The sequence below is a fragment of the Paenibacillus sp. JSM ZJ436 genome (assembly GCF_044383795.1).
Taxonomy (GTDB): domain Bacteria; phylum Bacillota; class Bacilli; order Paenibacillales; family Paenibacillaceae; genus Paenibacillus_AQ; species Paenibacillus_AQ algicola.
Genome location: NZ_JBISEO010000006.1, coordinates 264,338 through 288,252 on the forward strand (window position 1 = coordinate 264,338; position 23,915 = coordinate 288,252).

Genomic DNA, 23,915 nt, shown 5'->3' on the forward strand with positions numbered 1-23,915 from the left:
CATTCTAAGCTTAGGGGAAGTTCAAGCTCGTGAGTATTTGAGCTTGAGCTTCTTTTTTTGTGAAAGGAGACTTCGTCCATGCATAGCGATTCTATGAATACGAACAAAACGGCATCACAGACCGGACCTTGTATCGTGCAGCGCAACCGCACTATTTTGCTGGAGGTGGGCCACCCGGATTTTGAGAAAGCGCAGTCCACGCTGTCGCACTATTGCGAGCTGGTGAAGAGCCCGGCTTCTTTTCATACCTACCAGATCACGCCGCTATCGCTGTGGAATGCTGCCGCCGCCGGATGGTCTCCCGCTGCGGTCATTTCGAGCCTGGTCCCGCTTTCCCGCTGGGAAGTGCCGTCCGCCGTCCAGGGGGAAATCCAGGAGCTGATGTCGAGATTCGGCAAGCTGAGGCTGAACTGTCATCCACAGAAGGCAAGCTGGCTGCTTCTGTCGCTGGAGGATATCCAGACGGAAGAGGCGATCCGTGCCTTGCCATGCCTGAAAGAAGCAGGGGCTGTGTTCGCAGCCGGACTGGGTGTAGAAATTCCATCGCACCGTCGCGGGATGCTGAAGCAGGAGCTGACTCGCGCCGGCTATCCTGTACTGGACCTTGCCGGGTATGAGGACGGACAGCATCTCGGACTGGAATGGTCCCCCTCCTGCACGGGAGAAGGCTTTCAGCTGCGGGAATATCAGCGTGCTGCAGTCAGTGCCTTTATGAACGGCGGCGGTACAGGGGGCAGCGGGGTGTTGGTGCTGCCCTGCGGCGCCGGAAAGACCGTGATCGGTCTTGGTGCCATGCTGGAGCTGCAGTGCGAGACGCTAATTCTGACCTCCAGCTCTACATCGGTAGCCCAATGGATCAACGAGCTGGTAACCCGGACAACGCTTCAGCAGGAGGAGATTGGCGAGTACACCGGACAGCGGAAAAAGGTAGGGCCGGTAACGGTGGCGACCTATCAGATGCTGACGCACCGCAAGGGAGCAGAGGCGCCTCAGCCTGTCAATCTGTTCAGCGAGCGCAGCTGGGGATTGATTATTTATGACGAGGTGCATTTGCTTCCGGCTCCGGTATTCCGCGCTGCTGCCGACATTCAGGCTACACGCCGCCTTGGATTGACTGCTACGCTGATTCGTGAGGATGGAAGAGAGCAGGATGTCTTTTCGCTCATCGGCCCCAAGCGATACGTAATGCCCTGGAAAAGGCTGGAGGAGAAGGGCTGGATTGCTTCGGCGGATTGCGTAGAGCTGAAGGTGTCGCTGCCGGATTCTCTCAAGCCTGCCTACTATAGGGCTGGAAAAAGAGAGCAGTACAGGCTGGCCTCCGAAAATCCGGCCAAGACAGCTGCAGCGAAGGGACTGCTATCCCGTCATGCCGGGGAGCAGATGTTAATTATCGGTCAATATGTGAAGCAGCTTCAGAGCATGGCAGAGGCGCTGAATGTTCCCTTGATCACCGGGAGCACGAATCGGGCGGAACGAGAACGGCTGTATGACGCCTTTCGAGAGGGCTCTATACCGGTACTGGCCGTATCCAAGGTGGCGAATTTTGCGGTGGACCTGCCGGATGCCTCGGTCGCTTTGGAGGTGTCTGGCAGCTACGGCTCACGGCAGGAGGAGGCGCAGCGACTGGGGAGAATTTTACGTCCCAAAAAAAACGGCGCCCGCGCCTCCTTCTACCATCTGGTGACGAAGGACAGCCGGGAAGAAGAGTTTGCAATTCGCCGGCGAATGTTTCTGATCGAACAAGGATATGAATACGTAACGCAGAACGGGGATGCTCTCTGCAGTGCGGATGTGCAATGGAACGCTCGAGAGGAGGGGGAGCTCATATGAACCGAGATGAACTTCCCCATACATCAAGACCCGTGCTGCAAGAAGCTGAGACTCAGGTGCTTACCCGGGTGTGGCAGTGCTTTGCCGGACAGCCGTTTGATGATGCCGAGCTGTCGGCCTTGTCCGTGCCGCCGCTTAGCGGAGCGGAGGTGCTGGCTGCTGTAACCGGGCTCGTGCGTAGCGGCGAGCTTCACTCGGCTCCGAAAGCATGGGGAGAGCGCTGGTTCTACATCCCCGAAAATCATCTTGCAGCGCTTCAGGAGCAGTTCTATGAGCTGCCCCCTGAAATTTATGCGGCTGCAGAGCCTGCCTTGAAGCAGGAGGCTGCTCCGGGACTCCCCCGGGACGTGCTGCAGGCGCTGCTCTTTCTGCACCAGGAGGGAGGTCTGGAGCTGACCGCCAGGGGCACGATTCACAAAAGGCAGCTGCAAAAGCTGAACAGACTGAAGACGGGCTTGCAGCCGGAGCATGTTTATGCCCTTGGCGTGTCTGATCAGCATCCAGACCTGTATCCGCCTGTGGCCGCGGTGCTGCTCGATTTGCTGCTCACACTCGGCCTTGTGCGGGAACAGGCGGGAAGCCTCAGACTGGATTCTAAAGCTGTACGCGCCTGGCTCGCCTTGCCGGAGGAAAGTATGCATGCCCTGATTTTTCAGCAGGTGCTGAATCGGTACGGTGCACCATCCGTGCCTCTTCAGCATTTCAGAAGGCTACTTTGTTGTAGCAAGCTCTCACCTCATGCCTGGATAAAGGGAGATGTGCTGGTGGCGTCCATTGCGGGCTTCCAGGCTAAGCCTGCAGCCGTGGAGTCGGTTACAGCCGGAGCTCAGGCGTGGATGGATTTTATGGCCGCAGCCGGCTGGGCGGATATAGGGCAATGCGAGCAGGGAAGGCCATGGCTTTCCTTGCGGCTGCCTGGTCACGCTCTACTGTCGCCGCCCCGAGGCCCGATCGACGAAAGCTCGCTTTCCATCCAGCCATGTCTGTATGTTCAGCCGGATGGGGACATTCTTGTGCTGCCCGATGCGCCGTTGTCTGTGCATTGGGATGTCGCGCGCTGCGCCGAACGGCTGTCGGAGGACCGGATCACCACATACCGGCTGACCCGGGAATCTCTGCAGACTGCAGCGCGTCAAGGCTATTCTGCCGGGGAGATGCTGAACGGCCTTACGCGCTATTCCTTATCGGGCATTCCAGAGTCAGTGGCGGATGCTGTGCAGCTATGGGGACAATCAGACGTCGCGGCATCCCCTGAATCCAGTGCAGACCGAGAGAAGCTGCACTGTTCAGAAGCTGCAGGGCAGAGTGCAGCGCCGGAACAAGCTGGGATCACGAAGAATTTACATACCCGCGGTTTTGCTCTGCAGAAGGGCCTCATTCACCACGACCACCTTGTGGAGAGATTGGAGCCGGATTTCAATGTTCCTGATGTCGATGCCCTCTTTCCGGGTCTCAAAGACATCCCCCGTTCCTGGACCCGCGAGCTGCGGTCATACCATAGATCCACGGCGGAGAAGCTTATGGAGACCGCGCTGGGCTGGCGTATGGCGCTGGAGCTAGGAGCAGCAGAAAGCGTGGTCCGGTTCATACCGCTGCAGCACGAGCCTGCGCCGTGGAAAATGGCGGGCCTGCTATACGAACAGGAATCGGCTGCGCCCCGGCGCGTCGTGCTTGGGGCGGAGGACTGGCCTAGATTGCGTATTTTGCTGCCCCTCTCATGCGAGTAATGCAGCAGAACGATACATCTCTTGAGGATGAAGCAGGCTGCCAAGCGGCTTTTCAGCGGTGCTTGAATCTTTGGGCTGCGCTGCATTTCCCCTTCTTAAGAAGCGCCTGATATGCTATGATAATAGGAGCCGGCTTTACTTGAAGCCGGTAAATCTATAACAGAAGTGGGATGAGTTCATGAGCGTATCGGAATTAAACACGGTCGATATGGCCGAGGTGCTCACCTACGCCTATCAATTGGGTGATATGATTAATGCGTCCGTGGAAGTGGCGGACTATCTATATTGGAAGCAGGCTGTGGAGAATCATCCGGATGTGAAGGCACTGGTGAGGGAGCTTCAGGCGAAGAAGGAGCTTTTTGAGGAAACGGAGCGCTTCGGGCACTTCCATCCGAATTATCATGAAGCGAAGGAGCAGGTCAGCGCGGTGGAGGCGAAGCTGGAGGGAATTGAGGAGGTTGCTCGATTTAAGCTGGCAGAGAAGAATCTGGATGAGCTGCTGCACAGCATGTCGGAGACCATTGCCTTTTCCGTATCAGACAGCATCAAGGTTCCGAGCAACGATCCGCTGCCGAAGAAGGGCTGTGGCAGCGGTGGCGGCTGTCAGTGCGGATAAATAGCGGCACAATAGTTGAAGAGAGCGAGGCGATGGGTATTCATGCTGGCGGAACGAACAGGCTTTATTATATGGGTGAGTGATATTAAAGCAGCTAGAAATCTGGAGAAGTATGGGAGCGTTCATTATATTTCCCGCCGCATGCAGTATGTCGTCATGTACGTCAATGCAGACCGTGCGGAGGAGACGGCACGTAACGTTCGGCGGCTGTCCTATGTGCGCAAGATTGAGCGCTCGTACCGGAATGAGATCAAGAAGGAATATAGCAGCAAGACACCGGATAAAACACAGTTTTACGGGGTGTAAGCAAGCAGGTGAGCAGGGTGAAGCGGCCGATACGGCCGCTTTTTTTGAATCCTGAAACATATATTCATATCTAAAAAAGTTTATCTTCTTGTGCGGATATGAGGAATGTTGTAATATGTTGGGTATATATACATAGATAGAAAGACCCATATGGTGGGAGATGATCATGGATGAGAGATAAAGGCACGGAGCGCTGGAGTACGTACGAGCCCTTCTATATCACATTGAATGATAAGAAAATAGCGGATATTGTCATCACGCATCATGCACGGCAGCGGTACGAGGAACGGCTGAAGGCCGAAGGAGCACAGCAGGAGGAGATCGGGGCCTGGATGTGGGAATGCCTGAAGCAGAACCGGATTACGCCGTATTACAAGAACGAGCAGGATGTCTATTTGATCGATGAGGATCTTGTCATGGTGGCTGAATTCTCGGAGCTGGAGCATGAACGGGATTTGATTGGCAACCCGTTGCACCGGATGATTATCGTCACCTTTCTCGGCCGGATGTCCGAAACGATTGAACTTCGGGATCTGAAGTCGTATTATTCCTGGCTGCGTCACTCCCGCCGGATGACCCTGGTCAAGAACAGCCGCAAACGCAAATAAGAGCAGACGTGCCTGAAGCCGCGCGAATGCTCTTTTTTTGTGCTTGGGGATGCTTGTCCGGTACAATGAAGCTGGATAAGACGCACGATTTGATGCTATAAATGAACCATAAGGGAGTGAAGAGAGATGCAGCATCATGATCGCCAAGGAGCATGTGATCTACATAGTCACACGACCGCTTCGGATGGGATGAACAGCCCGTCAGAACAAGTTTCTCTCGCGAGGAAAAAGGGTCTTGCCGCCGTGGCCATTACCGATCACGATACGGTAGCAGGCGTGCAGGAGGCGCTGGAGGCCGCGCCCACCGGAATCCTTGTCGTTCCCGGCGTAGAAATCAGTACCCAGGCGGGCGGCAAGGATATTCACGTGCTCGGTTATTATATAAATCATCGCGACGAGCTCCTGGGAGAGCGGCTTCGCCGGCTGAGGGATACCCGCGAAGCGCGGAACCACATGATCATCCGCCGGCTGAACAGCCTCGGCATGAGCATCACGATGGAGGAGGTCATTTCCGGCTTGGGCCGTGAACTGAAGCCTGATGAGAGCATTGGCAGGCCGCATATCGCTGATCTTTTAGTGGCCAAAGGATACGCACAGGATCTGCGGGACGCCTTTGACCGTTATCTGGCTCAGGGCAAGCCGGGCTATGCACCCCAGCCTAGAATTACACCGGCAGAGGCCTGTGCATGGATTACGGAAGCAGGCGGAGCAGCCGTGCTGGCGCATCCTGGCTTGTACGGGGAGGACGCCCTCGTTCAAGCTCTGCTTGCCGAAGGAGGGTTTGACGGGATCGAGGTGTATCATGCGGACCATGGTGCTCAGGAAGAAGAACGGTACCGCCGGATGGGGGAGGAGAGAGGACTCATTCTGACGGGAGGCTCGGATTATCATGGGGAGCGCCAGGGGGTTGTCTTTCACGGAGACCTCGGCTCAAAGACGGTTCCTGTATTGGTGCTTAATCAGCTTCAAGCTGTGTGCCGGCGAGGCGGAGCCTCATTCCAGTAAAAAAAAGCTGTGCCTGATTTCGGGGGATACCCGGTGCAGGCACAGCTTTTTTTTGAGGGTTGGTATCAAGACTGGCGGGAAGGCAGCTCAGCTTCGCTGATTCTTGATCGTGACCGGAAGGCTGCGGATCAGCTTCTCATCCGGCGTTACGAACAGCGTCTTCTGGTGGTCATAAATGACGAAGCCCGGCTTGGAGCCATTGGGCTTGCGGACGTGCCGAATCAGAGTATAATCGACCGGAACACTGCTGGATTCTTTGGCCTGGCTGTGGTAAGCCGCCAGCTGAGCCGCTTCCTGCAGTGTGTCCTCACTGAAGGAGTCGCTTCGGATGACCACATGCGAGCCCGGAATATCCTTTGTGTGCAGCCAGGTGTCGTTGGAAGACGCCAGCCGGTTCGTTACATATTCGTTCTGCAGATTGTTTTTGCCGACATACAGCTCGATGCCCTCGGAGGAGGTGTAGACGTGCAGGGTCGGCTTATCATTCTTTTTCTTCTTCTTGACCTTGCGTCCGCGGTCTCTCAGATAACCTTGCTGAATGAGCTCCTCCCGGATTTCGTCAATGTCGTTGAGAGAGGCGTGAGCCAGCTGCTGCAGCAGGCTGTCAAGATAAGCGATTTCCTGATGGGTTTTATCACTTTGCTCCTCGATGACCGCCAGGCTGTTTTTGTACTTGTTATATTTCTTGAAGTAGCGCTGGGCATTGTCTGAGGGAGAGAGCAGTGGGTCCAGAGGAATCGTGATTGTCTTCTGCTCCTCATCGTAGAAGTTGACCAGCTCAGCCTTCTTGTCTCCCTTACTCAGCTGATGCAGATTCGCAAACAGAAGCTCTCCGGAAATCCGGTAATGATCGGCATCCTGCGCTTCCTCCAGATCCTTTTTCAAATAATCCAGCTTCTTGATATTCTTCGTCCGCTCATTCTGCAAAAACCGCAGCAGGTCGCTGACCTTCTGCTTTACCGCGTCCCGCTGGGCTTTCTCCCCGTAATAATCCTCCAGACAGCTGCTGATGCTGTCATACTCCTGAAGTTCTCCCGGCAGGAAGGTAAGAGGAATGACCGAGAACACCGTCTTGCCCTTGTCGTTGTCTCCGGTAACCGGGGTGTAGTCGTGCTGAGAAATGGACGCTGCAAGCCCGGAAAAAGCGTTCCACAGCGCTTCAGCCTGTCCATCCTCGCGATTCAGCTTGGCATCTGCCGGCAAGCCGGCACGATGCACAACCTCCTGCGCGGCCAGCGGGCTGAAACCGCTGAAGGCTTGAACGATCCAGGAGGTGACATTCTCCTCCTCAGCCTCGCGGAAAGCAGAGGCAAAGGCGTCTGCTCCGATCTCCAGGGGATGGTGCTTATGCTGCTGCGGCGGCTCGGTGTAGCTGAAGCCGGGCATGATGATCCGGTAGCTGCTGATCGCGGGGGTTACATGATGGATGCCGTCCAGAATATTTCCCGAGGCCGGATCTGCCAAAATAATATTGCTGTGCCTTCCCATCAGTTCCACGATAATGACCTTGCTGGACACATCCCCCAGCTCATCGCGCTGCCTGATCTTGATGTGGATGATGCGCTCCATGCCAATCTGACTGATCTCCTCGATCGTGCCGCTCTCACAGTGCTTGCGCATCAGCATGCAGAACATGGGCGCCTCCACCGGGTTCACAAAGGTTTCCTGAGTCAGATGCACCCGCGGGTAAGTGGGGTTCGCCGACAGCAGAAGCTTGGCGTTTCCGCGTTGTGTCCGGAGGTGCAGCACGATGTCTCTCTCCCCGGGCTGATATATTTTATTGATCCGGGCGCCAATGCAGCCTTGAAGCTCCTGCACAATCGCCCGGGTTACGATACCGTCCAATGCCATAGTGTATTCTCCTCTTCTGAAGTCGCCATCACCGGCGGCGTTCTTCTCTATGATACAAAATTTCCGGCCAAAACTTAAGAGCTAATGGCGGGTGATAATTGCAGACCTGTCCGAATACATTTCAGAAGAAAGGTGGAAAAGCTGTCGTCCGCCGGAAATGTGTAACAACCGGGAGGGAAAGGAAGCATGGAACAAAAGCAATGGCACCAGATGGATACGAGCGAGCTGCAGCAGATGATGCAGGTTCATCCGCAGCAGGGCCTTACCGAGGAGGAAGTAGAGCAGCGGCGGAAGGAAAGCGGCTTTAACGAGCTGTCGGAGGGAGTGAAAATCTCTCCGTTCACGCTGTTTCTGAACCAGTTCAAGGATTTTATGGTGCTGGTGCTGCTAGGAGCGACTCTCGTGTCGGGAATGCTCGGGGAGTACTTGGATGCGGTAACGATTGTCGCAATCATTATGATCAATGCCGTCCTTGGGTTTGTGCAGGAATTCCGGGCGGAGCGTTCGCTGCGCGCCTTGAAGCAGCTGTCCGCGCCGGGAGCGAAGGTGATCCGAGACGGAAAAGTCGTGCATATTGCGGCAAAGCTGCTGGTGCCCGGGGATATGATCCTGGTGGAAAGCGGCGACCGCATTCCTGCAGACGTCCGGTGGCTGGAAAGCAGCAGCTGCAGTGTCGAGGAGTCGGCGCTGACCGGGGAATCCCTGCCGGTGAATAAGCATGCCGAGCCGATTGAAGGGGAGGATGTTCCTTTAGGTGACCGCAAAAACACTGGCTACATGGGCACAATGGTCACGCGCGGAACCGCCAAAGGAATCGTCATCTGCACGGGCATGAACACCGAAATGGGGAAGATTGCCGATCTCATTCAGAGCACCGAGTCCCAGGCAACTCCGCTGCAGCATCGCCTGGAGCAGCTGGGGAAAATATTGATTGGTGTTTCACTGGCATTGACGGTTATGGTGGTCGTGGCCGGTATATTGCACGGACAGCCGGCTGCCGGCATGTTCCTGGCAGGGGTCAGCCTGGCGGTAGCTGCCATCCCGGAAGGGCTGCCAGCCATTGTAACGATCGCGCTGGCGCTCGGGGTCCAGCGGATGATCAAGCGCAAGGCGATCGTGCGGAAGCTGCCTTCGGTCGAAACCCTCGGCTGCGCCTCCGTCATCTGCTCTGACAAGACAGGCACGCTCACCCAGAACAAAATGACTGTGACCCGTGTCTGGACCGGCGGCGGGATGATGGAGGTCACCGGCCAGGGCTATGAGCCGCAGGGACAGATTCTGAAGGCCGCGAAGCCAGTGGAGCTGAGTAAGGAGCCGGCGCTGCGGCGGCTGCTTCAAATTAGCGTATTGTGCAACAATGCTGAAATTCAGGAAGTGAAGCCGGAAGACAGCAGGGGGAAAAAGAAAGCAGCCAAAGACGCCGGAGGCAGCGGTGCAAAGAGCGATTCCACCTGGGAGCTGAAGGGGGATCCAACCGAGGGAGCGCTGCTGGCGCTCGCCAGCAAAATGGGCATGAGCAGCTCGACTCTTTCCGGGCTGTATCAGCGGGAACGGGAATTTCCTTTCGACTCGGAGCGGAAGCTGATGTCGGTTCTGGTCAGTCATCAGGGCGGAAGGCTCATCTACACCAAGGGGGCGCCGGATGTCCTGCTGGATGCCTGTGCGTATATATTGTGGGATGGCAATGTCGTGCCGCTGACCGGAACCCTGAAGCAAAAGGTGCTGGCAGCCAACGAGGGTATGGCTGGCGATGCGCTGCGCGTGCTGGGCCTCGCTTACCGGGATCTCCGGTCTTATGACAAGCCGGATACCGAGAAGGAAGCGGAATGCCAGCTTGTGTTCGCCGGACTGACAGGCATGATTGATCCGCCAAGGCGAGAGGTTCGGGATGCGATTGCTGTCTGCCGCCGGGCCGGGATCAAGACGGTCATGATCACGGGAGATCATCGGACAACAGCAGAAGCGATTGCTGCCCAACTGGGGATCATCCCGCGCGGCGGCTTGTCTATGACGGGACAAGAGCTGTCAAGGATGGACGATCAGGAGCTCGACGCGAAGGTGGACCACATCTACGTCTATGCGCGGGTCTCGCCGGAGCACAAGCTGCGGATTGTTAAGTCGCTGCAGCGCAAGGGACATGTGGTAGCCATGACCGGGGACGGCGTCAACGACGCTCCGGCGATCAAGGCGGCAGACATTGGCATTTCTATGGGCATTACCGGAACGGATGTGACCAAGGAGGCGTCGGCGCTGGTGCTCAGTGACGACAACTTCTCGACGATCGTGGCCGCTATTGAGGAAGGGCGGAGCATCTATGAGAACATCCGTAAGTTTATAAGATACTTGCTGGCATCCAACGTGGGCGAAATTTTGACGATGTTCTTTGCGATGATGATGGGTCTGCCGCTGCCCCTGGTGCCGATTCAGATTCTGTGGGTCAATCTTGTGACCGATGGTCTGCCGGCCATGGCGCTCGGGGTGGATCAGCCGGAGAAGGATCTGATGGAGCACAAGCCGCGCGGCGCGAAGGAGAACATCTTCGCCCGGCGGCTGGGCTGGAAGATTATCAGCCGCGGTATTCTGATCGGCTTGTGCACACTGGGCGCCTTCTGGCTCACGTTAAGCCATGCCCCTGATTCTCCGGGACAGCTGGCGAAAGCCCAGTCGGTGGCCTTCGCCACCCTGGTTATGGCGCAGCTCATCCATGTATTTGATTGCCGGAGCTCGCGCTCCATCTTTCACCGAAACCCGCTGCAGAACAAATATCTCGTTCTTGCCGTTCTCTCCTCCGTCCTGCTGCTGCTCGGTGTTATGTATATTGAAATGCTGCAGCCGATCTTCAAGACAGTGCCTCTCGGCCTTCGGGAGTGGGCGGTCACGCTCGTGGCTGCAGGCATTCCGACCTTCCTGATGGGAGCAGGCAGCGTCTGGGGCGGCCGGAAGAACCGGAGCCGCAGAAGCATGGTGAAAAGTGCAAACCTTTCAGCATAAAGTAAATTTCACATCCGTCCCTTCTGCGGTATGCTGAGAACAAGCAGCCGTAGAAGGGAGAAATAACAGACATGGAATTTACGAAGATGCATGGCCTTGGAAATGATTTTATTGTAGTTTATGGAGAACAGGAACTGCCTGCGGATGCTTCAGAGCGTGCGATTGAGCTGTGCAGCCGTTTTTTTGGAATTGGAGCCGACGGGCTTGTATATATACTGCCTTCCGAGGTGGCAGATTTTAAGATGCGCATTATGAACTCGGACGGCAGCGAAGCCGAGCAGTGTGGCAATGCCATCCGTTGTGTAGCCAAGTATGTGTATGACAAGGGCTACATCACGCAGGAAGAGATTACGATTGAGACGCTGGGCGCCGGTGTGCAGCCGCTTACGCTGCAGCTGGAAGACGGCAAGGTGAAGACGGTTCGCGTCGATATGGGAGCGCCGGTGCTGGAGGGTCTTCAGGTTCCGACAACAGTAGACGCCAATCCGGTCCTCCATCATCCGGTCGAGGTCGGCGGTCAGGCGTTCCGCTTTACAGCGGTATCCATGGGCAATCCGCATTGCGTTATTTATGTGGATGATGCGGTCGGCTTCGATCTGAGCACCTGGGGGCCGCTGCTGGAGACGCACCCGCTGTTCCCGAAGAAGATCAATGTTGAGTTTGCAACCGTTCAGCGCCGCGATTATATCGATATGCGTGTCTGGGAGCGCGGAGCCGGTCCAACACTGGCCTGCGGGACCGGAGCCTGCGCCACACTGGTTTCCTCCGTATTGAATGGGACCAGTGACCGCGCAGCTACGGTATCCCTGAAGGGCGGCGACCTGTTCATTGAGTGGGATGAGGCCAGCAACCATGTATTTATGACAGGACCTGCAGCGTTTGTATTTGAAGGGAATGTCCGCTAGTTTAACATTCAGGAGAGGGCCGGCGACGGTCCTCTTTTTGTCTCTTTACCGTATGTTGGTCTCTTTATCTTTGAATATCAAGTATGATACATTTATTTGAAAATATTGTTTGGCGGGGGGAGCGTACGGAATGAAACCGGATTTGCGTAAAGCGATGGCCGATCAAGTCCTGATCGGAGATGGGGCAATGGGAACCTTTTTGTACCAAAAGGGCTTTCCGGTCGGCATTTCCTACGAGGAGCTGAATTTAACAGCCCCGGAGGTCATCAGGGATGTGCACAAGCAGTACATGAAGGCCGGATCGGATGTGCTGGAGAGCAACACGTTCTCCGCCAACTATGACAAGCTGTCCAAATACGGGCTGGAGGGCAAGGTCGAGGAGATTAACCGTGCCGGGGTCCGCATTGCCCGGGAAGCGGCTGGACCGCAGGGATATGTTGTCGGAGCTGTGGGGTCGATTCGCGGCGGCAAGCGGAATAACATCTCCTCCGAGGAGCTGAAGCGGCATTTCGAGCAGCAGATTCATGCTCAGCTTACGGAAGGAGTAGACGGCCTGCTGCTGGAAACCTTTTATGATGTAGAGGAAATGCTGATCGCTTTGTCGCTGGTCCGAAAAAACAGCGAGCTGCCGGTCATCGCCCAGTTTGCGGTCGAGGACATTGCCCGTACACTGGACGGCTACACGATGGCCGACGCTTTTCGAATTGTGAAGCAAGCCGGTGCGGATGTATTCGGCTTTAACTGCCGGACGGGACCGAACGGTCTTGCCCGGGCACTGGAAACGCTGCAGCATGTTCGAAGCCTGCCTGCCTCTGTATATCCGAACGCGGGTATTGCGGATTATGTGGACGGGGAATACCGGTACGGCGCAAGTCCTGAATACTTCGGGCAGATGGGGCTTCGGTTTGCGGACATGGGAGCCCGGCTGATTGGCGGCTGCTGCGGTACAACACCGGAGCATATTGCGCAAATATCAGCGGCGCTGCAAGGATATCAGCCGATGCCTCTGCCTGTATTGGAGGAAGCGGAAGAGCGGATCGTCATTCACGAGAAGCAGGAGCCGGCTTCCAAGCAGCCGGGCGGCGAGCCGACCCTTGTTGACCTGGTTCGGGAACGTCATACGGTCATTGTGGAGCTGGATCCGCCGCGTGATCTGGACATCGGCAAGTTTATGAAGGGGGCGGAAGCGCTGAAGCGTGCCGGTGCGGATGCCCTGACACTGGCTGATAATTCGCTTGCTGTGACCCGGATGAGCAATATGGCGCTGGGTCACCTGGTGCAGTCGCAGGTCGGACTCCGGCCGCTGATTCATATCGCGTGCCGGGACCGCAACCTGATCGGTACCCAGTCCCATATGATGGGCTTTGATGCACTGGGCATTGATCATGTGCTGGCCGTGACGGGAGATCCTGCCAAATTCGGCGATCTTCCAGGAGCAAGCTCCGTCTATGACCTGACCTCCTTCGAGATCATCCGGATGATTAAGCAGCTCAATGAAGGGGTTGCCTTCTCCGGCAAGCCGTTGAAGCAGAAAGCCGGCTTTGTTGTCGGAGCGGCCTTCAATCCCAATGTGAAGCATCTCGATAAGGCCGTGCAGCGTCTGGAGAAGAAAATTGCGAGTGGTGCAGACTACATTATGACGCAGCCGGTATATGATGCGGAATTAATTGTAAGAATGAAGGAAGCGACGAAGCATCTGGATATTCCGATTTTTGTGGGAGTGATGCCGCTTGCGAGCGGACGGAATGCCGAGTACCTGCACAATGAGGTGCCGGGAATCCAGCTGTCGGAGCAGGTACGGAGCCGGATGGCCGGCCTGGAGGGCGAGGAAGGCCGGGCGATGGGAGTCCAGATTGCGATGGAGCTGCTGACAACGGCCGTCAAGCATTTCAATGGCATTTATCTGATGACCCCGTTTATGTTCTATGATATGACCGTGCAGCTTACGCAATATGTCTGGGAGTTATCCGGGCGTTCGTTATCCCCCTTGTCTCATTAAAGATTATCTATTACAATAGATCAATGGATGTGATTCCGATGTCATTGAGCATGACCGGATTCGGCCAGTCGGCCGTAGCTTTTGAAGGATATAGAATTACGATCGAAGTTAAATCTGTCAATCACCGGTACTGCGAGGTGCTGTACCGGATGCCGCGGGAGTGGTCCTGTCACGAGGATGCGCTGAAGAGAGTTATTCAGTCCCGTATACACCGCGGCCGGATTGATGTTTACATGAATAAAGTGAGCGACGCCGGTCAGGCCACGGCGGCGCTTAATCATGCCATGGTGCAGTCCTATCTGAAGGCGGCAGAAGAGCTGGCTACATACGGCGCTGAAGGCAAGCTGACTGTGCAGGATCTGCTGTCGCTGCCGGATGTACTGATGACAGGCGTTGAGCAGCCGGGCGAGGAGAAGCGTGAACAATGGCGCGATCTGCTGTGTGAAGGCCTGAATCTGGCGCTGGATGAGCTGCTCGCCATGAGAAGTCAGGAAGGCGCCTTTCTCGCCGAGGATATCCTTCTCAGGCTGGATCGCATATCTGCCCTACATTCCGAGCTGGAGGCTCTGGCTCCGCGGGTAACCGAGGAGTATCGCGGCCGTCTGCGGCAGCGCCTGGAGAGCCTGACACAGGATGAGCCTGCTTTTCCAACCGCTGCTTTCGGGATGGAATTGGCGCTGTTTGCGGAGAAGTCCAACGTAGAAGAGGAATTGACCCGGCTAAGAAGTCACCTGGATCAGGCGGAGCAGCTTCTTCAAGCTGCCGGTCCCATCGGCAGAAAGCTGGATTTTCTGATTCAGGAAATGAACAGGGAAGTGAACACGATCGGATCCAAGGCCAATCACCTTGCTATGACCCAGCACGTGGTCGAACTGAAGGCAGAGCTGGAGAAGATACGCGAACAAGCCGCCAATATAGAATAACCAGTCCGGCCTGTCCGGAGAATGCAGTCAAGTGTTAGGGGGAGCAATCGCATTATGGCCATCAAATTGATTAATATCGGCTTCGGAAACATTGTATCAGCCAACCGTATTATTTCTATCGTGAGTCCGGAGTCCGCGCCGATCAAGAGAATTATTCAGGAAGCCAGAGACCGCCACATGCTGATTGATGCTACATACGGCCGCCGTACGAGAGCCGTTATTATTACGGACAGCGATCATGTCATCCTGTCAGCCGTACAGCCGGAGACGGTGGCCCACCGATTGTCCAGTAAAGATGATGACAACGACGAATAAAGATGGGGAGTATTATGTCTACAAAGGGATTGTTAATTGTACTGTCCGGTCCGTCCGGCGTAGGTAAGGGTACGGTATGCAGCGCGTTGCGCACCCGTATGCCGGAATTGATTTATTCAGTGTCTGCCACCACACGCCAGCCGAGGCTGGGTGAGGTGGATGGCACGAACTATTTTTTCAAGGACCGGGAGCAGTTTCTCTCTATGATTGAGCATGACCAGCTTCTGGAATATGCGGAATACGTGGGCAACTATTACGGTACACCGCGTGATTTCGTAGAAGAAACCCTCGCGAAGGGCAAGGATATTATTCTTGAGATTGAGGTTCAGGGTGCGCTGAAGGTGAAGGAGAAGTTCCCTGACGGCATCTTTATTTTCCTGACTCCGCCTTCACTGGATGAGCTGAAGGATCGGATTGTCGGCCGTGGTACCGAGAGCCAGGCCGTCATCGATCACCGCATGTCTGTCGCTGTAGATGAGCTGGACCTGATCCGTCACTATGACTATGCCGTAGTGAATGACGAGATTAATCAGGCCTGCAAGAGAATAGAATCTATCATTATTGCCGAGCATTGTAAGGTGAGAGCATAGCCAGTCCGGCCAGCTTATAGAAATCAAGAGAACAGGGGTGTTGGAACGATGCTTTATCCTTCCATTGATGAAATGATGAACAAAGTAGACAGCAAATACTCGCTCGTCGTCGCGGCTTCCCGCCGTGCCCGCCAGCTTCGTGAAGGACAGACTACCGAGCTGAGCAATGCGAAGTCCCATAAGTACGTTGGTATTGCGCTTGAAGAAATTTATGGCGATCTGTTGCGGGTTGAAAAGGGCGAAGATTAATTTTTCCCCAACAGCTTTATAGGTATGACCCAAAAATGTGACAACCGCAAGGTTGTTATTTTTTTGAGAAGAAGCAGCTTTGGCGGCATGTCAGTTGCTTCTTTGTTGTTTCAATACAAGCCTGGGAGGGAGCAGCATGTTAAAAGGTAAGGTCATTGTGCTTGGGGTGACGGGAGGCATTGCCGCGTACAAGGCGGCGGCCTTGTGCAGCAAGCTGGTTCAGAAGGGGGCGGAGGTGCATGTCATTATGACAGAGTCAGCCAAGCAGTTCATTACCGAGCTGACCCTGCAGTCGCTTTCCAAAAACCCGGTCTACAGCGATACGTTTGATGAAAGAGATCCTTCGGTCGTCTCCCATATCGATCTTGCGGATAAAGCGGATCTGGTGCTCATCGCACCGGCCACAGCTAACAGCATCGCCAAAATGGCCCTTGGTCTGGGTGATGATATGCTGACTACAACCCTGCTGGCAACGACGGCGCCAATCATGGTGTCCCCCGCAATGAATGTGCATATGTATACTCACCCTGCGGTCGTGGCGAACATGAATACCCTGGTATCCCGCGGCGTGGGAATGATTGAGCCGGGCGAAGGGCTGCTGGCCTGCGGCTATGTCGGGAAGGGCAGGATGGAGGAGCCCGAAAGCATCGTACAGGTGGTGGAGCGCTTTTTCGAGGAGAGTGATGATCAACAGAGCGGGGCTGTTGAGAGAAGAGTGGCCAAGAGTGAGGGGCGTGAGGCTGTCAGAGCAGGCCGCGGCGTCCTGTCCGGCAAAAAAGTGCTGGTCACGGCAGGCGGCACGGTAGAGCGGATCGATCCCGTCCGCTATATTACGAATGACTCCTCCGGCAAAATGGGGTTTGCTATCGCCAAAGCGGCTCGTGACATGGGGGCTGAGGTTGTACTCATTGCTGCCCGTACTGACGCGCCGCTGCCGGAGGGAGTCACCGTGCAGCGCGTGGAGTCGGCGAAGGACATGTACGACAGGGTCATGTCGGAATTTACGGACAGTGACATTGTCATCAAGGCCGCGGCCGTGGCCGATTACCGGCCGGAGCAGGAGGCCCCTGTAAAGATCAAGAAGAATGGGGATACGCTCAGCCTGACACTCGTGAAGACCGACGATATTCTGGAAACGCTGGGCCGCCGCAAGACCTCCCAGCTACTCATCGGCTTTGCGGCGGAAACGGATCATGTAGAGGCTCATGCACTGGACAAGCTGCGGCGCAAGCAGTGTGATCTTATCGTTGCTAATGATGTGACCGTAGCCGGGGCAGGCTTTGGTGCCGATAGCAATAAGGTGCAGATCTATAATGCGGACGGACTGGTCCGTGACCTGCCATTCATGACCAAGGAGGAGGTTGCGGTGCAGCTGCTTCTGCTTGCGGCGGAAAGGATTCCAGTCAAGGAGGCGGAATAATGGAAGTAGCCAAGGTGATTGTTGATGTGCCGTCCAAGGATACAGACCGGCCCTTTGACTATTTGATTCCCAAGCGGCTGAGCCCTTGGGTGGATGTTGGCAGCCGGGTCGGGGTGCCGTTTGGCAATCGGACGCTTCAAGGGTTCGTGGTCTCGCTGCATCTGAGATCGGAGGTGGAGACGTCCCGGATCAAGGAGATTGGGGAGGTGCTCGACTTCTCCCCTCCATTGTCCCGGGAGCTCGTGGAGCTGAGTGTGTGGATGAAGGAGCGCTATGCCTGCAGGCAGATTACCGTACTGCAGTCCATGCTGCCGACGGCCCTGAAAGGAAAGGCGGAGCGGTATGTAGCTCTCGCCGATCCCGGTGAGAGCTCGGTGCAGGATCAGCATCAGCATGGCGTGCTATTCGCAGCGGCTCCGCAGACGGAAGGGGAGCAGCGTATGCTGGACTTCGTCAAGCAGCGCGGTGAGGTGTCGCTGGAGCAGCTGAACCGTGCTTTTCCCAAGGATTCGGCCAGTCTCAAGGCTTTGCTGGCTCAGGGGCTGCTGCGTGAATATCAGCAAATCAAGGACAAGCTGCAGAAAAAAACGATGAAGGCAGTCTCTCTCAGCATCGGCCTTGCGGAAGCGAGGCAGGCTCTGGAGAGCTTTTCTTCCAAAGCGCAGCGTCAGAAGGAGGTCCTTTCCTATATCGTGGACATGGAGGCCTTTCTTCCTCTGTCCCTGCAGGAGGTGCTGACAGCTGTCGGTGTGACCGCCGGAACGGTGAAGGCTCTGGCAGACAAAGGCTTTATTAACATACAGGATATGGAAGTGCAGCGTGACCCTTATAAAGGCAGAAGCTTCAAGCCTACAGAGCCGCTTACGCTGACCGCTGAGCAGGAGCATGTATACTCCCGCATTGTAAGGAAGCTGGAGTCAAGAGATCATGGCGTGTTTCTGCTGCACGGGGTCACAGGCAGCGGGAAGACCGAAATCTATTTGCAGACCATTCAGCGCTGTCTAGAGCAGGAGCGGCAGGCAATCGTGCTCGTTCCTGAAATTTCACTGACCCCGCAAATGGTGGAGCGCTTCAAGGGACGGTTCGGAGATCGGGTGGCTGTAATGCACAGCCGTCTCTCCCAGGGAGAACGCTATGATGAATGGCGCAAAATCAATGAAGGACGCGCTTCGGTCGTCGTTGGCGCCCGCTCGGCAGTTTTTGCTCCTTTTCAATCCCTGGGACTGATTATTATGGATGAAGAGCATGAAACCTCTTATAAACAGGAGGAAACTCCCAAATACCATGCCAGAGATGTTGCGATTCGCCGGGCGTCCCAGGCCGGTGCTGCCGTCATTCTGGGATCGGCTACGCCTTCATTGGAAAGCTATTTCGCGGCGAGATCGAAGTCCCAGGAGGATTTCGAGCCGGAGCTGCTGGAGATGCCCACCCGCGCGCTGGGGAACCGACTGCCAGAGGTCCGCATTGTCGATATGCGGGAGGAGCTCAAGGATGGCAACCGCTCCATGTTCAGCCGCTCCCTCCATGAGGCGCTCGCCGCCCGGCTGGAACGGCAGGAGCAGAGTGTGCTGCTGCTGAACCGGCGCGGCTACTCCACCTTCGTGATGTGCCGCAGCTGCGGATATGTTGCGCAGTGCGGGGAGTGTGATATTTCACTGACCTATCACCAGAAGGCCAACAATCTCCGCTGTCACTATTGCGGCTATGCGGCCCCGGCGCCGGAGGTCTGCCCTGACTGTGGCAGCGAGCATATCCGTTATTTCGGTACAGGCACCCAGCGGGTAGAAGAAGAGCTTGCGAAGCTGTTCCCCGGGATCCGCGTCATTCGGATGGACGTGGACACCACGACCGAGAAGGGCTCTCACGAGAAGCTGCTGAAGCAGTTTCGGGAGAAAAAAGGGGATGTGCTGCTGGGCACCCAAATGGTGGCGAAGGGTCTGGATTTTCCGGATGTCACCCTGGTCGGGGTCATTACGGCAGATTCGGCATTGAATCTTCCGGATTTCCGGGCGGCCGAAAAAACCTTTCAGCTGCTGACGCAGGTAGCAGGCCGGGCGGGACGTCATCACCTCCCGGGAGAGGTGTTTATTCAATCCTATACGCCAGACCATTATTCCATTATTCATGCCAGCGGCCATGACTACCTGTCGTTTGTCAAAGATGAGCTGAAGCACCGCAAGGCGCTGCACTATCCGCCATACTGCCGGCTCATTCTCGTCACCTTATCCCATGAGCAGCTGACGGTGCTGGTCCGGGCGGCGGAGAATTATGCCGGTGATCTGAAGAACAAGGCAGACCGCCGCGGCTGGTTTGGTAGCCTGGATCGCTTTTCAGCAGAAGCGCTGGATGTGCTGGGGCCTGTCGCATCCCCGATCCCCCGGCTCAAGAATAGATACCGGTTCCAATGTATGATAAAATGGCGTGGAAACATGGACGCCGTATCGCTTGTACGCCAGGTGGCGGAGGAGCTGCAGGAGGCTGCGCGCGATCAAACCCTGCAGATCAGTATTGATGTGGATCCGCAAATGTTAATGTGATATTGCATATACATTGCTATATACATTGCTATATAAGAATTCAACAAAGCATGAGGAAGGTGTCGTTATGGCCATTCGCATTATTGTTAAAGAACCGGATGAAGTGCTGCACAAGGTCGCCAAAGAGGTGACCAAGATTACCCCGAACGTTCAGAAGCTGCTGGACGATATGGCAGATACGATGTATGATGCCGACGGGGTCGGCCTGGCTGCTCCGCAGGTAGGTATTTTGAAGCGGCTGATCGTGGTCGATGCCGGTGACGAGCACGGGCTGATCAAGATGATCAATCCCGAAATTCTGGAGCGTGACGGAGAACAGCTCGGACCTGAAGGCTGTCTCAGCATCCCCGGCTGGAACGGTGATGTTCGCCGGGCGGAGCAGGTGAAGGTCAAGGGACTGGATCGCGAAGGCAAGGAGCTGATCGTGACAGCAACAGGTTTGCTTTCCCGCGCTTTCCAGCATGAGATCGATCATTTGAATGGCGTCCTCTTTACGGATATTGCCGAGCGCGTTTATGAATTCGATCCCAATCAGCCTCCCCGGAGGGAGCTGGAGAATCGATGAAGATTGTTTTTATGGGTACCCCGGCCTTTGCTGTTCCGAGCCTGAATATGCTGCTGGCGGAAGGCTATTCCGTAGTGGCGGTCGTCACCCAGCCGGATCGACCTCAGGGGAGGAAAAAGGTGCTGACGCCCACCCCTGTAAAGGAGGCGGCGCTGGCGCACGGAATTCCCGTGCTCCAGCCGCAGCGCCTGCGCAGTCCGGAGGCCGTAGCTGAATTAGCCCGGTACGAGCCGGACATGATTATAACAGCTGCCTATGGACAGATCCTGCCCAAGGAGGTGCTGGAGCTGCCGCGTCTGGGCTGTCTGAACGTGCACGGCTCTTTGCTGCCGAAATACCGGGGCGGGGCGCCGATTCAGCGCTGTATTATCAACGGGGAGACGGTGACGGGCATTACGCTGATGTACATGGCCGAAGGACTGGACACCGGGGATATGATCGCCAAGAGAGAGGTTCAAATACTGGAGCAGGATACCGCTGGCACCCTGTTTGAGAAGCTGAGCCAGGTCGGCGCAGAGCTGTTGAAGGAACAGCTTCCGTCGCTTTCGGCCGGAAAGGTTCAGGCAGAGCCGCAGAACGAAGAAGACGCGACCTATGCTCCTAATCTGAAGCGCGAGGATGAGAAGATTGACTGGAGCCGGTCTGCGCTTGATATTTTTAATCAAATTCGGGGTCTGGTTCCCTTTTCGGGCGCTTTTACTTTATGGGATGAAGCGGTATTCAAGGTCTGGAGTGCCCGCGTTGAAGCGGAAGAAGGCAGAGGTGGGGATGTAGAGCCCGGCACAGTGCTGAAGCTTGACGACCGCGGCATCCAGGTTCAGACAGGCAGGGGTGTGCTTAGTCTGGAAACCGTTCAGCCGAGCGGCAAAAAAGCAATGGAGGCAGCCCAATTCATCCGTGGGACAAGCCTTGTGCCAGGCACGGTGCTGCGGTGACCCGGCATAGCAGAAAGACCAGCGCAAGAGAGCTGGCGATGGATGTCCTAACCCAGGTGGAGCAGGAGCAGGCGTACAGTAATCTGCTGCTGAACAGCGCCTTAACGCAGTCCTCCCTGGATAAAGGAGATGCCGGTCTCGCGACAGAGCTGGTGTATGGAACGATCTCACGCCTGAACACGCTGGATTATTTCCTGGACCGCTTCGTCAAGAAGGGGACGGCCAAGCTGCAGCCCTGGGTGCGCAGCCTGCTGCGTCTTAGTCTGTATCAGATCATGTATCTGGATCGGATTCCAGAGCATGCTGTTGTCAGCGAAGCGGTGAACATTAGCAAGAAGTGGGGACACCAGGGCATCTCCGGGATGGTGAACGGGGTGCTACGGAGTGTGCTCCGGCAAAAAGAAGAGCTGGTTGTGCCAGAGCAGCTGCCCTTTGCACAGCGCATTTCCCTGCAGCACTCCCACCCGCTGTGGCTGGTTGAGCGCTGGATAGAGCAATACGGAGAGGCAGCCGCGGAGTCGATCTGCCGCGTGAATAACGAGCCGCCTTCCGTCAGCGTCAGAGTGAACACAACCATGGTGAGCCGGGAGCAGCTGCTGGCAGAGATGGAGGCTGCGGGCCTGGACGCTGTTCCGTCGAGTCTCAGCCCTTACGGCATTATCGTCAGCAGCGGCGGCAATATGGCCTTTACGGAGTGGTACCGGGAGGGCATGATCTCTATTCAAGACGAAAGCTCAATGCTCGTCGCGGAGATGGTAGATCCCCAGCCGGGGATGACGGTTCTGGACTGCTGTGCAGCTCCGGGAGGCAAAACCACCCATATGGGCGAGCTGATGAAGGATCAGGGGGAGATCCTTGCGAATGATCTCCATGCCCATAAGCAGAAGCTGATCGCAGCCCAGGCGGAGCGTCTGGGTCTGGCGAGTATTGTTCCGGTGACCGGGAATGCACTGGATCTGCCAATGGCTCATGATGAGGCTGCATTTGATCGTGTGCTGCTGGATGCTCCCTGCTCGGGTCTGGGTGTCATTCGGCGCAAGCCGGATTTGAAGTGGACCAAGACGGCTGAGGATGTAGGCGCGATTGCCGAGCTTCAGCAGGAGCTGATCCAGGCGGCGGCGAAGCTGGTCAAGCCCGGCGGGCTGCTGGTATACAGCACCTGTACGATGGAGGAGCGGGAGAATGAAGGCGTCGTGGAAGGCTTTCTGGCCTCCCGTCCGGAGTTTGAGGTAGAGAAGGATCCCGACGGCTTTCAGGAACGGGTTCGGGAGCAGGCTCTTTCCCGAGGCGGCGGCGTTCAGATTCTGCCGCAGCATTTTCACAGTGACGGCTTCTATATTGCAAGGCTGAGAAGAGTGCGCTAACGCCTCTTTTTATAGGGAATTCTGGTTTCGGCCCGCCGCTTCTGGCGGGTTTTCTCTTTTACGGGCTGTTTTATTTATGGTAAAATAGTAAGAATGAATAAAGAACTGAGTATAAATGAAATAGACAGGTGTGGTGAAATGAACCCTTTTATATATGATTTATCGTTAGAGGAGCTGCAGCAGTGGGCTGTAGAGAATGGAGAGGCGGCTTTTCGCGGAGGCCAGATTTATGAGTGGCTGTATGTGAAGCGGGTCAATTCCTTTGATGAGATGAGCAATTTGTCCAAGGAGCTGCGCCGCAAGCTGACCGAGCAGTTCAGCTTTGTAACCTTGAATGAGATTACGCGCTTTGAATCGAAGGACGGAACGATTAAATTCCTGTTCGGATTGCATGATGATCATGCTATTGAGACTGTAATTATGAAGCATAATTACGGCAACAGCATCTGTGTGACGACCCAGGTAGGCTGCCGGATCGGGTGCACCTTCTGCGCCTCTACGCTGGGCGGACTGAAGCGGAACCTGACTGCCGGCGAGATCGTGGCCCAGGTGGTTCAGGCCCAGAAGATGCTTGATCCTAAAGGGGAACGGGTGAGCAGCATCGTCATCATGGGCTCCGGCGAGCCGTTTGAGAACTATGATGCAACCATGAAATTTCTGCGCACGATGATCCACGAGAAGGGACTGAATATCGGACAGCGCCATATTACGGTGTCTACGAGCGGTATTGTTCCGAATATTTATCAGTTTGCAGAGGAGAACACGCAGATCAACCTGGCGATTTCGATCCATGCGCCTAACGACAAGCTCCGCTCCAAGCTGATGCCGGTTAACCGCCGCTTCCCGTTCGAGGATGTCATTGAATCACTGCGTTATTATCAAGCCAAGACAGGCCGCCGGATTACGTTCGAGTATGCGCTGATTGGCGGCATGAACGACCAGGTTGAGCACGCGGAGGAGCTGGCGGATGTCATTAAGGACATGAACTGCCACGTCAATCTGATCCCTGTCAATCACGTGCCGGAGCGCAAGTATGTGCGAACCTCGCGGAATGATATTTTTAAATTTCAGCGGGCGCTGGCAGACAAGGGTGTTAATGTGACCATTCGCCGTGAGCAAGGCCATGATATTGCGGCGGCCTGCGGGCAGCTTCGAGCCAAGCATATGGAGTTGGGGTGA

General features: G+C 55.8%; 20 protein-coding genes. 19 read left to right on the top strand and 1 reads right to left on the bottom strand.

Annotated features, from left to right (window positions below):
• The first annotated feature begins 93 nt into the window (after positions 1 to 93).
• The 6 genes from ACH6EH_RS10735 (at position 94) to ACH6EH_RS10760 (ending at position 6,092) form a co-directional block, all read left to right on the top strand.
• Positions 94 to 1,830 (top strand): DNA repair helicase XPB, encoded by a 1,737-nt coding sequence (locus tag ACH6EH_RS10735; protein ID WP_397332301.1) that lies wholly within the window; start codon positions 94 to 96, stop codon positions 1,828 to 1,830.
• Positions 1,827 to 3,557, top strand: coding sequence for a helicase-associated domain-containing protein (locus ACH6EH_RS10740; protein WP_397332302.1), 1,731 nt, complete (start codon positions 1,827 to 1,829; stop codon positions 3,555 to 3,557). The genes ACH6EH_RS10735 and ACH6EH_RS10740 overlap by 4 nt, the downstream gene beginning before the upstream one ends.
• A 178-nt stretch (positions 3,558 to 3,735) precedes the next feature.
• Complete coding sequence (locus ACH6EH_RS10745) at positions 3,736 to 4,173, top strand: YlbF/YmcA family competence regulator (protein WP_138225397.1); 438 nt, start codon at positions 3,736 to 3,738, stop codon at positions 4,171 to 4,173.
• 42 nt (positions 4,174 to 4,215) lie between these two features.
• Positions 4,216 to 4,479, top strand: a complete 264-nt coding sequence (locus ACH6EH_RS10750) for a YlbG family protein (RefSeq protein ID WP_138225398.1) — start codon at positions 4,216 to 4,218, stop codon at positions 4,477 to 4,479.
• 170 nt (positions 4,480 to 4,649) lie between these two features.
• A complete protein-coding gene (locus ACH6EH_RS10755) occupies positions 4,650 to 5,087 on the top strand; it encodes a hypothetical protein (RefSeq protein WP_397332303.1) in 438 nt (145 codons plus the stop codon).
• A 126-nt stretch (positions 5,088 to 5,213) separates the two neighbouring features.
• Complete coding sequence (locus tag ACH6EH_RS10760; protein ID WP_397332304.1) at positions 5,214 to 6,092, top strand: PHP domain-containing protein; 879 nt, start codon at positions 5,214 to 5,216, stop codon at positions 6,090 to 6,092.
• An 87-nt stretch (positions 6,093 to 6,179) separates the two neighbouring features.
• Here ACH6EH_RS10760 and ACH6EH_RS10765 read toward each other — a convergent pair whose 3' ends face one another.
• Positions 6,180 to 7,943, bottom strand: coding sequence for an Rqc2 family fibronectin-binding protein (locus ACH6EH_RS10765; RefSeq protein ID WP_397332305.1), 1,764 nt, complete (start codon positions 7,941 to 7,943; stop codon positions 6,180 to 6,182).
• 186 nt (positions 7,944 to 8,129) lie between these two features.
• Here ACH6EH_RS10765 and ACH6EH_RS10770 point away from each other — a divergent pair, with 186 nt between their 5' ends.
• From ACH6EH_RS10770 to rlmN, 13 genes are all read left to right on the top strand, one after another.
• Positions 8,130 to 10,934 (top strand): calcium-translocating P-type ATPase, SERCA-type, encoded by a 2,805-nt coding sequence (locus ACH6EH_RS10770; protein ID WP_397332306.1) that lies wholly within the window; start codon positions 8,130 to 8,132, stop codon positions 10,932 to 10,934.
• Between the two features lie 71 nt (positions 10,935 to 11,005).
• Positions 11,006 to 11,839 (top strand): diaminopimelate epimerase, encoded by an 834-nt coding sequence (gene dapF, locus ACH6EH_RS10775; protein WP_397332307.1) that lies wholly within the window; start codon positions 11,006 to 11,008, stop codon positions 11,837 to 11,839.
• 130 nt (positions 11,840 to 11,969) lie between these two features.
• Positions 11,970 to 13,838, top strand: a complete 1,869-nt coding sequence (locus ACH6EH_RS10780) for a bifunctional homocysteine S-methyltransferase/methylenetetrahydrofolate reductase (RefSeq protein ID WP_397332308.1) — start codon at positions 11,970 to 11,972, stop codon at positions 13,836 to 13,838.
• Between the two features lie 38 nt (positions 13,839 to 13,876).
• Positions 13,877 to 14,761: a YicC/YloC family endoribonuclease gene (locus tag ACH6EH_RS10785; RefSeq protein ID WP_397332309.1), complete on the top strand. Its 885-nt coding sequence runs from the start codon at positions 13,877 to 13,879 to the stop codon at positions 14,759 to 14,761.
• A 54-nt stretch (positions 14,762 to 14,815) separates the two neighbouring features.
• On the top strand, positions 14,816 to 15,076 hold the full coding sequence (gene remA / locus ACH6EH_RS10790; protein ID WP_006209218.1) for an extracellular matrix/biofilm regulator RemA: 261 nt from the start codon (positions 14,816 to 14,818) through the stop codon (positions 15,074 to 15,076).
• Positions 15,077 to 15,090: 14 nt separating this feature from the next.
• Entirely contained in the window at positions 15,091 to 15,666 is a 576-nt protein-coding gene (gmk, locus tag ACH6EH_RS10795) for a guanylate kinase (RefSeq protein WP_138225405.1), read from the top strand.
• A gap of 48 nt (positions 15,667 to 15,714) precedes the next feature.
• Entirely contained in the window at positions 15,715 to 15,915 is a 201-nt protein-coding gene (rpoZ, locus tag ACH6EH_RS10800) for a DNA-directed RNA polymerase subunit omega (RefSeq protein WP_397332310.1), read from the top strand.
• A gap of 136 nt (positions 15,916 to 16,051) precedes the next feature.
• Positions 16,052 to 17,335 carry a bifunctional phosphopantothenoylcysteine decarboxylase/phosphopantothenate--cysteine ligase CoaBC gene (gene coaBC, locus ACH6EH_RS10805; RefSeq protein ID WP_397332312.1) on the top strand — a complete coding sequence of 428 codons (1,284 nt, stop codon included), beginning with the start codon at positions 16,052 to 16,054 and terminating at the stop codon, positions 17,333 to 17,335.
• Positions 17,335 to 19,872, top strand: a complete 2,538-nt coding sequence (gene priA / locus ACH6EH_RS10810; protein ID WP_397332313.1) for a primosomal protein N' — start codon at positions 17,335 to 17,337, stop codon at positions 19,870 to 19,872. The genes coaBC and priA overlap by 1 nt, the downstream gene beginning before the upstream one ends.
• 67 nt (positions 19,873 to 19,939) lie before the next feature.
• Positions 19,940 to 20,437 (top strand): peptide deformylase, encoded by a 498-nt coding sequence (def, locus tag ACH6EH_RS10815; RefSeq protein ID WP_138225409.1) that lies wholly within the window; start codon positions 19,940 to 19,942, stop codon positions 20,435 to 20,437.
• A complete protein-coding gene (fmt, locus tag ACH6EH_RS10820) occupies positions 20,434 to 21,372 on the top strand; it encodes a methionyl-tRNA formyltransferase (protein ID WP_397332314.1) in 939 nt (312 codons plus the stop codon). The genes def and fmt overlap by 4 nt, the downstream gene beginning before the upstream one ends.
• Positions 21,373 to 21,410: 38 nt before the next feature.
• Positions 21,411 to 22,736: a 16S rRNA (cytosine(967)-C(5))-methyltransferase RsmB gene (gene rsmB, locus ACH6EH_RS10825; protein WP_397332315.1), complete on the top strand. Its 1,326-nt coding sequence runs from the start codon at positions 21,411 to 21,413 to the stop codon at positions 22,734 to 22,736.
• A gap of 138 nt (positions 22,737 to 22,874) precedes the next feature.
• Positions 22,875 to 23,915: a dual-specificity RNA methyltransferase RlmN gene (gene rlmN, locus ACH6EH_RS10830; protein ID WP_138225412.1), complete on the top strand. Its 1,041-nt coding sequence runs from the start codon at positions 22,875 to 22,877 to the stop codon at positions 23,913 to 23,915.

What these genes read in the sequence shown, in the direction of transcription:
- ACH6EH_RS10735 (WP_397332301.1), top strand. Translation starts at nt 94, where the DNA reads ATGAATACGAACAAAACGGCATCACAGACCGGACCTTGTATCGTGCAG.
- ACH6EH_RS10740 (WP_397332302.1), top strand. Translation starts at nt 1,827, where the DNA reads ATGAACCGAGATGAACTTCCCCATACATCAAGACCCGTGCTGCAAGAA.
- ACH6EH_RS10745 (WP_138225397.1), top strand. Translation starts at nt 3,736, where the DNA reads ATGAGCGTATCGGAATTAAACACGGTCGATATGGCCGAGGTGCTCACC.
- ACH6EH_RS10750 (WP_138225398.1), top strand. Translation starts at nt 4,216, where the DNA reads ATGCTGGCGGAACGAACAGGCTTTATTATATGGGTGAGTGATATTAAA.
- ACH6EH_RS10755 (WP_397332303.1), top strand. Translation starts at nt 4,650, where the DNA reads ATGAGAGATAAAGGCACGGAGCGCTGGAGTACGTACGAGCCCTTCTAT.
- ACH6EH_RS10760 (WP_397332304.1), top strand. Translation starts at nt 5,214, where the DNA reads ATGCAGCATCATGATCGCCAAGGAGCATGTGATCTACATAGTCACACG.
- ACH6EH_RS10765 (WP_397332305.1), bottom strand. Translation starts at nt 7,943, where the DNA reads ATGGCATTGGACGGTATCGTAACCCGGGCGATTGTGCAGGAGCTTCAA.
- ACH6EH_RS10770 (WP_397332306.1), top strand. Translation starts at nt 8,130, where the DNA reads ATGGAACAAAAGCAATGGCACCAGATGGATACGAGCGAGCTGCAGCAG.
- dapF (WP_397332307.1), top strand. Translation starts at nt 11,006, where the DNA reads ATGGAATTTACGAAGATGCATGGCCTTGGAAATGATTTTATTGTAGTT.
- ACH6EH_RS10780 (WP_397332308.1), top strand. Translation starts at nt 11,970, where the DNA reads ATGAAACCGGATTTGCGTAAAGCGATGGCCGATCAAGTCCTGATCGGA.
- ACH6EH_RS10785 (WP_397332309.1), top strand. Translation starts at nt 13,877, where the DNA reads ATGTCATTGAGCATGACCGGATTCGGCCAGTCGGCCGTAGCTTTTGAA.
- remA (WP_006209218.1), top strand. Translation starts at nt 14,816, where the DNA reads ATGGCCATCAAATTGATTAATATCGGCTTCGGAAACATTGTATCAGCC.
- gmk (WP_138225405.1), top strand. Translation starts at nt 15,091, where the DNA reads ATGTCTACAAAGGGATTGTTAATTGTACTGTCCGGTCCGTCCGGCGTA.
- rpoZ (WP_397332310.1), top strand. Translation starts at nt 15,715, where the DNA reads ATGCTTTATCCTTCCATTGATGAAATGATGAACAAAGTAGACAGCAAA.
- coaBC (WP_397332312.1), top strand. Translation starts at nt 16,052, where the DNA reads ATGTTAAAAGGTAAGGTCATTGTGCTTGGGGTGACGGGAGGCATTGCC.
- priA (WP_397332313.1), top strand. Translation starts at nt 17,335, where the DNA reads ATGGAAGTAGCCAAGGTGATTGTTGATGTGCCGTCCAAGGATACAGAC.
- def (WP_138225409.1), top strand. Translation starts at nt 19,940, where the DNA reads ATGGCCATTCGCATTATTGTTAAAGAACCGGATGAAGTGCTGCACAAG.
- fmt (WP_397332314.1), top strand. Translation starts at nt 20,434, where the DNA reads ATGAAGATTGTTTTTATGGGTACCCCGGCCTTTGCTGTTCCGAGCCTG.
- rsmB (WP_397332315.1), top strand. Translation starts at nt 21,411, where the DNA reads ATGGATGTCCTAACCCAGGTGGAGCAGGAGCAGGCGTACAGTAATCTG.
- rlmN (WP_138225412.1), top strand. Translation starts at nt 22,875, where the DNA reads ATGAACCCTTTTATATATGATTTATCGTTAGAGGAGCTGCAGCAGTGG.